Below are 10,928 nucleotides of genomic sequence, written 5' to 3'. Positions count from 1 at the left end.
AGACTTTGCCCCCATGTCTTTCAAATCGCTTGATGAATTCCACGCGGCCTGCCTCGACCTGCCTGCCGGCAGCGACGCCGCGGCAAATGCTGTCGCCCACCGCCAGGACACGCTGACCAAGCCGCAAGGCAGCCTCGGCCGGCTGGAAACCATAGTGGCATGGCTTGCTCGCTGGCAGGGCCGCGACATGCCGCAGCTCGATCGCGTCAAAGTCTTCGTCTTTGCCGGCAACCACGGCGTCACCGCACAGGGCGTGTCGGCCTTCCCGTCAGAGGTCACCGTGCAGATGGTGGCGAATTTCGCCGGCGGCGGCGCCGCGATCAACCAGCTCGCCCGCATCGCCGGCGCCGAACTCGACGTCATTCCGTTAGACCTCGACCGTCCGACCGGCGACTTCACGCAAGAGCCGGCGATGGACGACGAGGCGTTCCTCGCCGCCGTCTCGGCCGGCTACGGCGCCGTGACGAAAGACCTCGACCTCGTCTGTTTCGGCGAGATGGGCATCGGCAACACCACGCCGGCGGCAGCCATTTCAGCCGCCCTTTTCGGCGGCGGCGCGGAAAAATGGACCGGGCGCGGCACCGGCGTCGACGATGCCGGTCTGGTGCGCAAGATCACCGCCATCGAGGCCGGTCTCAAGCGCCACGCCGAGGTCCTTGCCGATCCGCTGAAGATCGCAGCAGCACTCGGCGGACGCGAACTCGCCGCCATTTTCGGTGCCACGCTGGCCGCACGGCATCACGGCGTACCGGTGTTGCTCGACGGCTTCGTCAGCACCGCCGCCGCCGCACCGCTGGCAAAATTGCACCCCGCCGGCCTCGCCCACACGCTTGCCGCCCATGTCTCGGCCGAATCCGGCCATCGCCGCCTGCTCGAAGTGCTTGGGCTGCCACCCTTGCTCGACCTCGGCATGCGGCTCGGCGAAGGCTCAGGCGCCTGCCTTGCCGTCAACATCGTCCGCTCGGCGCTCGAATGCCATGCCCACATGGCAAGCTTCGCCGAGGCCGGTGTGTCGGAGAAGTAAACGCTCGCAAAGTTTGGGCTGCGTCGATGAACCAACCTTCACAAATTTTCGGAGACCCCAAACAGGGACTTCGCGATATTCTTGCTCGGATTATCGGAGATTTCGACAGCAAGAGCGGAGCTTTTGCAGGGCTGAAATACAATTCACCGTGGATACTGGCAACGCAGGATTGGGCAGAGCGATCAGGCCACACGGTCGAAGAGCTGTGCGAGATGATTTCTCAATGGCGGATTTCAATCTTTTCCGGCGAGCCGACAGACCCGAGAATCGTTCAAATTTTCGAAGATCTTCGCAGCGCTGCGGAAGAGTGGCGAACCGAGACAGATTACATCGATCCGCCCCTTCCCTATGATCCTGAAGAGGCAAAATTCCCCAATCGCAAAGAACTGAAAGCGCATACCCTCAGGGCTTGGGATTCTTTGGGACTATCGACGCAGTGGCATAGCTACGATGCCCGTGACCTTAGTTTTAGCGGAATTATCGAAGACAGATTTGGTCACGAAATTAGATTCTCGATGACCTTCAAGCTGGCATATGGTGGTCCCATAAGGTTGTTCTTCCAATTTCCTTACTATTCGGAAGGAGATCCGAGACATCTAGACCTCTTTATGCTTTCAGGCTGGTTTGTCTGTCAGGACCTCCGTTTGCCCGAAGCACCCGACCTTAAATGGACCGTCGGTAAAAGCAGGACAAACTTCGATGCCGTCGACGGCATCTTGGCCATAGTGCGGGCGATCCTCAGCTATCTCCGGCCAACTATCCAATAAAGGCCGAATGAATGCAGCCACCGGGTGGCAGCTAAACATCCCGCTTTCAGGGTCTTTTTCACCAAGTCTTTGAAATCTTTGGTGGGTGCGACAGGGATCGAACCTGTGACCCGCTGATTAAGAGTCAGCTGCTCTACCAACTGAGCTACGCACCCACTCGCCGGTAAAACCAGCGTCGGCGGGCATATAGCCGCCGCCATCCGCCATGTCCAGCCCTGCCGGATTCATTTCCCGACAAATCGCCTCGACCCGATCGCGATCAGACAAACAACCGGCCTTCCGCCGTCTTGACGGCATGCCCCCCGATACGGGCGGCGGCGAGTTTGCCGCCTTCGACATTCAGTTCGAGGCGGATGCGCGAAGGCCGGCCCATCTCCAGCCCTTGCTCGATCCACAGTCGCGAGACCCCGTCTCGCGGGCCGTCGAAATGCATGATCGCGCCGGCGAAGGCGGCCGCCGCCGAACCGGTCGCCGGATCTTCATAGGAAGGATTGCCCGGCACGATCATGCGGACATGGAAGGCGCTGTGGTGGTTCACCGTCTCGCGGCAGTAGACATACGGGCTGGCGAACGCCCATTCGCTCTTGCGGGGTGCCAATTCCGACCACGCCTGGTTGTCCAGCCTTATCCGGGCCGCCGCCTCAAGGTCGGCGACGGGGATGGTCACATAAGGCACGCCGGCCGACCAGAACGAGACGCGGTGATTCTCGAAACCGACTTCGTGTGGCCCCAGCCCAAGTGCTGCGCCGATCGCCTCCGGGTCAGCGACAAGTTCCAGTGGCTCCGGCAGTTTGGCCAGGTCGAACTCGGCAAAGGTGGCGCCATCGTGCTTGCTGACGGCGCAGCGCACCGGGCCGATATTCTCCTCCAGGACGAAGATGCCGGCGGTGTCGCCATCGCCAGCCATTTCGGCAAGCGCAATCGCAGCACCCACTGTCGGATGGCCAGCGAACGGCATCTCATAATCGGGCGTGAAGATGCGGATGCGGGCGCGGTGCTTGGGATTACCAGGCGGCAGCACGAAAACGGTTTCCGACAGGTTGAACTCGCGTGCGGTGGCCTGCATCGCGGCCGTGTCCAGCCCCTTGCTGTCAAGCACGACGGCCAGCGGATTGCCGGCCAGCCGCTCGGTGGTGAACACGTCGTAGAGTAAGTAATTCCGGGTCAGCATTGTAGAAAGCCTTCTGCCTCAATCCCAACATGGGCGAAATTTAATTTGATATTTGAACCATTAGGCCTGATCTGTGCACTGATGGGATCATCACTGTTTATAGGGGTCCGGCGTGGACCAGATTGTCAATCTGCCAAAGACGGAATCCACTTCCGACATAGAGACGGCACTCGGACTTGACCACCTGGGCCTGAAGAAGAAGCGCCGGCGCGGCTGGCTTTATGGCCTGCTTGTGCTGGTCGTCATCGCCGCAAGCCTCGCCGGCTACCAGTGGTATGCCGGGTCTCCAACCAAGATCGACTATACCACGGTGCCGGCCGCTGTCGCCGACCTCACCGTCGAGGTATCGGCCACCGGCACGCTGCAGCCCCTCACCCAGGTCGACATTTCGAGCGAACTCTCCGGCGTCGTTCGCTCGGTCGCGGTCAACGAGAACCAGCAGGTGAAGAAGGGCGACGTGCTGGCGGCGCTCGACACCGCCAAGCTGGAGGTGCAGATCGAGCGCGCCGAGGCTTCCGCCAAGGCGGCGGCCGCCAATGTCGAGACCGCCACCGTAACCCTCACCGAAAACGAAAAGGCGCTTGTGCGCGCGGCGGCGCTCACCAAGCGCGGCATGGCGACGGACCAGTCGCTTGAAGCGGCGACAGCGACGCGCGACCGCTCCAAGGCAACGCTCGACAGCGCCAAAGCCAATCTTGCCATCGCCAATGCCGATCTCAAGGCGCAGCAGACGGACTTCGCCAAGAGCACCATCTATGCGCCCATCGACGGCATCGTGCTGACGCGCTCGGTCGATCCCGGCCAGACGGTTGCCTCCTCGCTGCAGGCGCCGGTGCTGTTCGTCATCGCCGCCGACCTCAGGAACATGGAGTTGAAGGCAGCGGTCGACGAGGCCGACATCGGCGCGGTCAAGCCCGGCCAGCATGCGCGCTTCACCGTCGACGCCTTTCCGGAACGGCCGTTCGATGCCGAGATCCGCGACATTTCCTACGCTTCGGTCACCACCGACGGCGTCGTCACCTATGACGCGCGGTTCGAGGTCGACAATAACGAGCTACTGTTGCGGCCCGGCATGACTGCCACCGTTTCGGTCGTCACCAAGCAGGCAAAAGGCGTGCTCACCGTACCGTCGACGGCTTTCCGTTACCGGCCGGCGGCATCTACCGCCCGTGCGTGGAGCTTGAGCGACCTGTTCACGGGCCGTATGGGCCGTCCAGGCGGCAACCGCCAGCGCCCGGCGACGGCGCAGCCCACCGACGGCTCGCGCACGCTCTACGTGCTGGAGAATGGCCGGCCCCGGCCGGTCAACGTCAAGATCGGCTCCACCGATGGCGAACTGACCGAGATCACCTCCGGTCTCGCAGAAGGTGCGCAAGTCATCACCGCAGCGCAGCAGCGGAGCTGAAATCATGTCAGGCTCGCCGCTCATCACCTTCGACAAGGTCTGGAAAAGCTATGGCCAGGGCGAAGCCACGGTCCATGCGCTGGCTGGCGTCGGCCTTGCTATCCGCCGCGGCGAATTCGTCGCCATCATGGGCCCGTCCGGTTCGGGCAAGTCGACGGCGATGAACATCATCGGTTGCCTCGACACGCCGACGTCCGGAACCTACAGCTTCATGGGCATCGATGCTGGCCGTCTCGACCGCAACCGCCGCGCCATGCTGCGCAATCTCTATGTCGGCTTCGTCTTCCAGGGCTACAATCTCCTGCCGCGCACCACTGCGGTGGAGAATGTCGAGCTGCCGCTGATCTATCGCGGCGTTGCTGCCCGCGAGCGTCATGACCTCGCCATGAAAGCCCTGGCCGAGGTCGGCCTTGTTGGCCGCGAGCACCACACGCCGGCCGAGCTTTCCGGCGGCCAGCAGCAGCGCGTGGCGATCGCACGCGCCATCGTCACCAGGCCAACCCTGCTCGTCGCCGACGAGCCGACCGGCAATCTCGATACCGCCCGCACGCACGAGATCATGGAACTCCTGACGCGGCTGAACACCGAGCTTGGCCTCACCATCGCCATGGTCACGCACGAGGCCGACGTCGCTGCCTATGCCGAGCGCACAATTCGCTTCCTCGACGGCCACGTCGCCTCCGACACCATGAATCTCGAGGTGGCCTAGCCATGATCCCGAACCGAAGGACCGCGTCAGCGAAAAGTGGAATCCGGTTTTCGGAAGAGATCATGGATCGGGATGGATCAGGCTGTAGGCCATGATCTGGGAAACCGTCCGCCTCTCGCTGCTTTCGGTCCGCCGTAACGTGCTGCGCTCGTTTTTGACGCTGCTCGGCATCGTCATCGGCGTCGCCGCCGTCATCGCCATGCTCACCATCGGCTCGGGCACCACCGAAAAGGTAAAGGCCGACATTTCCAAGCTCGGCAGCAATTTGCTCGTTGTGCGTCCCGGCCGCCCAGCCGGACCCGGCGGACCGGGAGGGCTCGACCAGGCTACCCGTCCGCTCGGCAGCAAGGAACTTGCCGCGCTCGTCGCACACCTGAGCGGCGCCCGCGCCATCTCGCCCGCATCGCAAAAGCAGGTCCGCGTCATCTTCGGCACCGAAAGCCTGACGTCGGGTGTCACCGGCACCGACAGCGCCTATCTCGATGCGCGCGACTGGAAGCTGGTTTCGGGCCGCCCGTTCAGCGATTCGGAAATCCGCTCGGGTACCGGCGTCTGCCTGATCGGCGAAACCGTACGCCAGCAGTTCTTCGGCGCCGGCGACCCCGAAGGCGAGATCATCCGCGTCAACCGCACCTCGTGCAAGATCATCGGCCTGCTCGAGCCGAAGGGCTATACCGGCTTCGGGCAGGACCAGGACAATGTCGTGCTGATGCCGCTCGCCGCCTACCAGCGCCGCATCGCCGGCAACCGCGACATCGACTCGATCTACGTCGCCGCCGACGACCGGACGCCGACCACCGAGCTGCTGCCGCGCGTCGAGGACATTTTGCGCGACACGCGCCGCATCACGCCGGATCGCGAGGACGATTTCTCGATCCGCGACATGACCCAGATCGCCGACGCCATGGCGAGCGCCACCACGACGATGACCGGCATGCTGGGAGCGGTCGCCGGCGTCAGCCTGTTGGTCGGCGGCATCGGCATCATGAACATCATGCTGGTGTCGGTCACCGAACGCACCCGCGAGATCGGCATCCGGCTGGCCATCGGCGCGCATGAAAAGCATATCCTCATCCAGTTCCTGGTCGAGGCGACCGTGCTGTCGCTGCTCGGCGGTATTATCGGCATCCTGATCGGCCTGGCGCTGGCCGGCCTCGCCTCGCTGACGCTGGCCATCCCGTTCGCGCCAAGCCCGGCGGTAATCCTGCTCGCCGTCGGCTTCTCGGCGCTGATCGGCATGGTGTTCGGTTTCTTCCCGGCCCTGCGTGGCGCACGGCTCGATCCAATCGACGCACTGAGGCATGAATAGAGGGCGTCACGCGACGTTTCGGCTGTTTAAACTTTTTTGGTGGTCTTTCGCCTCTTCCTGTCGCCGCTCAATCTGCGGTGCTAGTATAATCGCCAGGGCTAATATGACCCTCAGGGGGGGTGGGAAGTATGAGCAAGAAAGAGCGCCTGATTCTGGCGGTGGTGATCGTTGAGGCCGCCTTGGCAGGCCTCTGGTGGTATCTGGCCAGTTACGGCATGGACAATCCTGATCGCGTCACCGCTGATTTCCAGCAAGTCATCGGGCAGACGATGGGAATGGCGATGGCGGCCTTGCTGGGTCTCGGCTTCGTACTGTTCCTCGTAGCCGCCCGTAGCGATCGCAAGGCGGTACAGAATAAGCGCTGACAGCCACCGACCCCTGCCACTACGCCATCAATCGGCTACAGCAAGCAGTGTCAGCAGGCGCTACCGAACGTCACACATCCCCTCTTGTTGACTCAAGATAGAAATTGCCAAATCCGTATATATACTTGTTATCCTCAAACAGTGTTACTGTATTACCAAGTATGCTCTCCCAATGATTCGGAGAATTTGCCACCAAAATATTCTCTATAGTAAATTCAGCTTGCTTGGTTTGAAGTATCTTATACCAATCCGGCATTTGAGAAAAATCTGGGAAGCGGTAACAATAGGCAAAACCTCTGTTGGCCACCCCATCCAGGTCCACATTCATGATGTTAACCTTAGACAAGCTGGAAACGTAGGCCGGCCACTGTCCCGGATCATGCGGCCAACCTGCTTCTGAAACATCACTTGCGACGGGATAGAACGCTGGCGCCTTCGGTGTGCCCCCAGGCCTTCCCAGAGGCAGCATGCTGCCGCCATCACGGCGAAGGGCACCATAGGACGGCTGTTCCGCGCCAGCCCATGACCCAGTTGACTTAATGCTTCGACCGTCATCGCGCAGGAAGCTGGCTCCCTGAAACGTTTCGCGCAGTTCAGCCAGCGATTTGTAGTCTGGGATCATCCAGTATTTCGGTCGGTCGGCAGGCCAGTACTTTCGTACATTGGCACGAACCTCGTCGGGAATAAGCGACCGGCTATAGCTCCAGCATGTCTTACCGAATGCCGGATAGACTTTCTTCAAGCCCATCTTTTCGACGACATCCTTCGGCTGCGCGGAATGATATTGCTCGCGCGTTACCAGGTTTGGCTGGCCGTTTTTTCGGAAATCGTCGAATTCGGCGCGCGTAGCCTTCTCGACCGACGCCTTTTCGAACTTCATCAGCGAGCGCGGGCTGTCATAGGCCTCATCGACCATATAGGCGATGCCGAAGCCCAGCGTGTCGGCATCGTCATAGACGATCATCACCGGGATGAAATCCGCTGGCACAGCGCCATTTTCCGTCGTCGCGCCGTCACAGGCATCCGGCGCCCGGACGACAAGACCTTTGCCGTCATTCATCCGGCGGCCATACACCGTCGGCACCAGGCCAACCTCGCGCGTGCTCGATCCGTCCTTGTACTCGATACCGACCACGTTGCAGCCGACGACGATATCAAAATGCTGCGGCTCGCCGCGATAGGCCACGTCGACCTTGAGCCGAAAAAATAGGTGCCGCGGTCGACATAGGAGTCTTTGGTGAAGGACCTGCGGCCCGTCAGGATCTGCCCACTTGGCGTTAGCGTCGCCCACAGGCCTGCGAGCACAACCAACCCGCCCACTATCAGGACAACCTTCCGCACAAGCGCCCCCTGGGATCGAAAATCGCGGACATCTTCGCTTGGCCGCGTTAACTCCAGGTCACGGAATTCAGGAAGAATGGTTGGAAAAATGCCACTCGATCAGTGGCTTCATATGCGGCATCAGCCCGCCCGGCAGCTCGTCGGCATTGCGGATGATGACAGGCCCGTCGATTTCCGGCTCTGCCTCGGCGGCGACAAAGGCACTGATGCGCTGCGCGACCTCGTCAGCGGATGCGGTCTCGCGATAGCGGCGAAAGATCACCGTGCCGGTTGCCGTCGACAGGGCATAGTAGCGCCTGCCGCGTGTCGCGCCGGCAAGGTCGAGGCCGGTTTCTTCCCGCACCTCGCGGATCATGTTGAAGTCGACATCGACAAGGCCGTCGCGGAAATCGGTCGGCTCGAACGAGCCGGCGGCGAAGTAGACGCGGCCGGCATTGACCGTGTGCGACGCCATGCGGATCGCCACCAGCGCATTGTCGCCGGCGACCAGCATGGCATGGGCATAGGCGTGCTCGGCCCCAGCCACCTGCCGATTGCCGCGCCAAAGCATGAAGGTCGAGTAGCGCACTGCATGGCAGCGGCCGACCAGGCTGTTGTCACGATAGCTGAGCGCCGAAAGCAGCACCACGGTGCCGTCGAACAGCGCCGGGTTGGCCACGGTCTCACGCCGCCAATTCTCGGCGATCGCTTGCGCATTATCGCGTTCGAACGGATGCGGGCCGGGGTCGAGCCTGACGTCGACGGCGTCGACCGGCAGGATGATGTTGCGTGGCAGGTCGAAGCTCAACGAAAACGATCCTCAGGCTATTTCCAGGGTGATCGCCACCGGACAATGATCCGACGCCTTCGGCCGGTCCCAGCCGGCACGCGGAAAGCGGTCCACCTCCTGGCCCGCCGGAAAGATCGTGCGCCAGGGCTGGCCGTTGCGGATGATGTCGGGAACGGCGGTCGCATTCTTGGCTGCCAGTGCCTTCGACAACAGGATGTAGTCGAGCTGGCACAGATGCCGCTCTTGCGGTCCGCGCGTATGGTATAAGGTCCAACGGTCCATCTCCGGGCGCCGCTCGACCGCATTCTCGCAAAAGCCGCCGGCGGTGAGCACGTTGAGGCAGGATTGGCTCTCATCGATCACCTCGAAGCGGTAGCCGTCAAAGGCGTCGCCGGAGATCTTCACGCGCTGCCGATAGTCATTCATGTCGCCGCAGATCGCCCAGCTTTTGTCGGCGGCATGATCCCCACCGAAACGCTCCTCGATGATCCGGCGCACCGCTTGCGCCTCGGCGATGCGCAGCGGCATTGTCGCCTGGCGCCCGTCGAGACCGTTGCGGGGCGAGCCCATCGACTTGAAGTGCACCAGATAGAGCGTCAGCGGCACGCCACCGACTGTCAGGTCGATTTCCAGGCAGTCGCGCCGGAAGATGCGCTGGTTGGCCTGGTGCCCAAGCGCTGCCAGTTCCGGCGTGTGCAGGCCGAATTGTTCGAACGTGACATAGGCGTGGCTTGTCATGCGCACGAATTCGATCGGCTGGCCCTGCGCGGTCTCGTTGCGCATCATCACGGAGACGTCGATGCCGCGCGAATCATTGCCGGCGGTGGTGTATTTCTGGCGGTAGCCATGCCCGACCATCTTGAACAGATAGCCGTATTCGAAAGCCTTCAGCGCCTCGATATTGTCGACCTCCTGCATGCAGATGATGTCGGCGCGGGTGGCTGCGATGGCCAGTGCCGTCAGCTGGCGCGTGTCGTCGGATAGCGCGATCGCCCGCGCCTGTTCCAGCATTTTGTATTCGGCCTCGCTCTGGATATCGAAGAGCGCCAGCGTGCGATCTTCATGGAGCTGGTTGCGGTATCCGGAAAAATCGAACCTGTTCATCAGGTTTTCGACATTGAAGGTGGCGAGGCGCAGGGACATGGCGGTGACCTTTGCCCACAAGCGCAGCCGAAAACAAGGGGGCTGGGCGATGCCCATTCATGGTTAATGGAACCTTTCCGTTCATCTTCCGTTCAGACGCAAAGGTCCATGATTAGGGTTACTCTGAGCGTGGGGCCTGGAATCTTCGGAGAGTGAAATGAAACCGCTCTTTTTGACTACCATTCGATCGGGCATGTTGGCCTTGGGTCTTGTTTCCGGCCTCTCGGCGCCTTCCATGGCCGGGCCCATTCAGCCTGACGTCCCGCTCCCAACTGCTGCCGCGGCACGCGAAATCGTGCCGGTGCGCGATGGCTGGGCTGGCGGCAATAATGACATCTGGATGCGTGGCCGTAATTTCTCAGGAGCTCGGAACTGGAACCGTGGCAACTGGAACGGTGGGCGGCACTGGCGCCGCAACTGGAACGGTGGGCGGCACTGGCGCCATAATCGTGGCCGGTACTACGGTGGCGGCCATTACGGCCGGTACTACGGTGGCGGCTATTACGGCCGTTACTACGACGACGACGACGACGACGCCGCCGCCGCGCTTCTCGGTTTGGGCCTTGGGTTCGGCCTTGGCAGCCTGTACCAGGGCTACTACAACCAGGGCTACTACAACCGCGGCTACTACAACAACGGTTACTATGCGCCGCGCCGTTACTATGGCGCGCTTTCGAGCGCCCATGTCCGCTGGTGCTACAATCGTTACCGGTCGTATCGCACCTGGGATAACACGTTCCAACCCTATAACGGCCCGCGCCGGCAATGCTGGTCGCCCTATAGCTGATCGACTGATGCATTCCAGACGGCGCCGCCCCTCGCGGCGCCGTTTCCGTCTGGCTCAGCCTTCTTCTGAACTGTTCTTTGTCCGGCCAGGGCACCGCGAAATCGTTTCGCCGCCGACGATAACGCTATGTTTATCCGG

The 10,928-nt window shown here is 61.9% G+C and carries 11 protein-coding genes and 1 tRNA gene; 7 read left to right on the top strand and 5 right to left on the bottom strand.

The window, feature by feature from the left end; translation table 11 throughout:
• The first annotated feature begins 13 nt into the window (after window positions 1-13).
• Both cobT and AC0NIE_RS18200 read left to right on the top strand, forming a co-directional pair.
• A complete protein-coding gene (cobT, locus tag AC0NIE_RS18205) occupies window positions 14-1,024 on the top strand; it encodes a nicotinate-nucleotide--dimethylbenzimidazole phosphoribosyltransferase (RefSeq protein WP_473485329.1) in 1,011 nt (336 codons plus the stop codon).
• A 26-nt stretch (window positions 1,025-1,050) separates the two neighbouring features.
• A complete protein-coding gene (locus AC0NIE_RS18200) occupies window positions 1,051-1,791 on the top strand; it encodes a hypothetical protein (RefSeq protein WP_473485328.1) in 741 nt (246 codons plus the stop codon).
• 79 nt (window positions 1,792-1,870) lie between these two features.
• On the opposite strand, the gene AC0NIE_RS18195 is transcribed toward AC0NIE_RS18200, so the two are convergent.
• Window positions 1,871-1,946: transfer RNA gene (locus tag AC0NIE_RS18195), tRNA-Lys, on the bottom strand.
• Between the two features lie 104 nt (window positions 1,947-2,050).
• Window positions 2,051-2,962 carry a PhzF family phenazine biosynthesis protein gene (locus tag AC0NIE_RS18190; protein WP_473485327.1) on the bottom strand — a complete coding sequence of 304 codons (912 nt, stop codon included), beginning with the start codon at window positions 2,960-2,962 and terminating at the stop codon, window positions 2,051-2,053.
• A 112-nt stretch (window positions 2,963-3,074) separates the two neighbouring features.
• On the opposite strand from AC0NIE_RS18190, the gene AC0NIE_RS18185 reads away from it, so the two are divergent.
• From AC0NIE_RS18185 to AC0NIE_RS18170, 4 genes are all read left to right on the top strand, one after another.
• Window positions 3,075-4,367 carry an efflux RND transporter periplasmic adaptor subunit gene (locus AC0NIE_RS18185; protein WP_473485326.1) on the top strand — a complete coding sequence of 431 codons (1,293 nt, stop codon included), beginning with the start codon at window positions 3,075-3,077 and terminating at the stop codon, window positions 4,365-4,367.
• Window positions 4,368-4,371: 4 nt separating this feature from the next.
• Complete coding sequence (locus AC0NIE_RS18180; protein WP_473485325.1) at window positions 4,372-5,076, top strand: ABC transporter ATP-binding protein; 705 nt, start codon at window positions 4,372-4,374, stop codon at window positions 5,074-5,076.
• A 91-nt stretch (window positions 5,077-5,167) separates the two neighbouring features.
• Entirely contained in the window at window positions 5,168-6,385 is a 1,218-nt protein-coding gene (locus AC0NIE_RS18175; RefSeq protein ID WP_473485324.1) for an ABC transporter permease, read from the top strand.
• Window positions 6,386-6,513: 128 nt separating this feature from the next.
• Window positions 6,514-6,750: a hypothetical protein gene (locus AC0NIE_RS18170; protein WP_473485323.1), complete on the top strand. Its 237-nt coding sequence runs from the start codon at window positions 6,514-6,516 to the stop codon at window positions 6,748-6,750.
• A 70-nt stretch (window positions 6,751-6,820) separates the two neighbouring features.
• Here the strand turns inward: AC0NIE_RS18170 and AC0NIE_RS18165 are convergent, their stop codons facing one another.
• From AC0NIE_RS18165 to AC0NIE_RS18155, 3 genes are all read right to left on the bottom strand, one after another.
• Window positions 6,821-7,936 (bottom strand): hypothetical protein, encoded by a 1,116-nt coding sequence (locus tag AC0NIE_RS18165; protein ID WP_473485322.1) that lies wholly within the window; start codon window positions 7,934-7,936, stop codon window positions 6,821-6,823.
• Window positions 7,937-8,158: 222 nt separating this feature from the next.
• A complete protein-coding gene (locus tag AC0NIE_RS18160) occupies window positions 8,159-8,878 on the bottom strand; it encodes a hypothetical protein (RefSeq protein ID WP_473485321.1) in 720 nt (239 codons plus the stop codon).
• Window positions 8,879-8,890: 12 nt separating this feature from the next.
• Window positions 8,891-10,003 (bottom strand): endonuclease/exonuclease/phosphatase family protein, encoded by a 1,113-nt coding sequence (locus tag AC0NIE_RS18155; protein WP_473485320.1) that lies wholly within the window; start codon window positions 10,001-10,003, stop codon window positions 8,891-8,893.
• Window positions 10,004-10,160: 157 nt separating this feature from the next.
• Here AC0NIE_RS18155 and AC0NIE_RS18150 point away from each other — a divergent pair, with 157 nt between their 5' ends.
• Window positions 10,161-10,790, top strand: a complete 630-nt coding sequence (locus tag AC0NIE_RS18150) for a BA14K family protein (RefSeq protein ID WP_473485319.1) — start codon at window positions 10,161-10,163, stop codon at window positions 10,788-10,790.
• Window positions 10,791-10,928 lie beyond the last annotated feature (138 nt).

The sequence above is a fragment of the Mesorhizobium sp. WSM4842 genome (genome assembly GCF_055901575.1).
The sequence above is the reverse complement of the archived record's forward strand: the minus strand, read 5'-3'. Positions and strand labels throughout refer to the sequence as shown.

Bases quoted from the DNA above. Each gene is read 5' to 3' on its own strand.
- AC0NIE_RS18180 (WP_473485325.1), top strand. From the start codon at position 4,372: ATGTCAGGCTCGCCGCTCATCACCTTCGACAAGGTCTGGAAAAGCTAT.
- AC0NIE_RS18175 (WP_473485324.1), top strand. From the start codon at position 5,168: ATGATCTGGGAAACCGTCCGCCTCTCGCTGCTTTCGGTCCGCCGTAAC.
- AC0NIE_RS18190 (WP_473485327.1), bottom strand. From the start codon at position 2,962: ATGCTGACCCGGAATTACTTACTCTACGACGTGTTCACCACCGAGCGG.
- AC0NIE_RS18150 (WP_473485319.1), top strand. From the start codon at position 10,161: ATGAAACCGCTCTTTTTGACTACCATTCGATCGGGCATGTTGGCCTTG.
- AC0NIE_RS18200 (WP_473485328.1), top strand. From the start codon at position 1,051: ATGAACCAACCTTCACAAATTTTCGGAGACCCCAAACAGGGACTTCGC.
- AC0NIE_RS18170 (WP_473485323.1), top strand. From the start codon at position 6,514: ATGAGCAAGAAAGAGCGCCTGATTCTGGCGGTGGTGATCGTTGAGGCC.
- AC0NIE_RS18155 (WP_473485320.1), bottom strand. From the start codon at position 10,003: ATGTCCCTGCGCCTCGCCACCTTCAATGTCGAAAACCTGATGAACAGG.
- cobT (WP_473485329.1), top strand. From the start codon at position 14: ATGTCTTTCAAATCGCTTGATGAATTCCACGCGGCCTGCCTCGACCTG.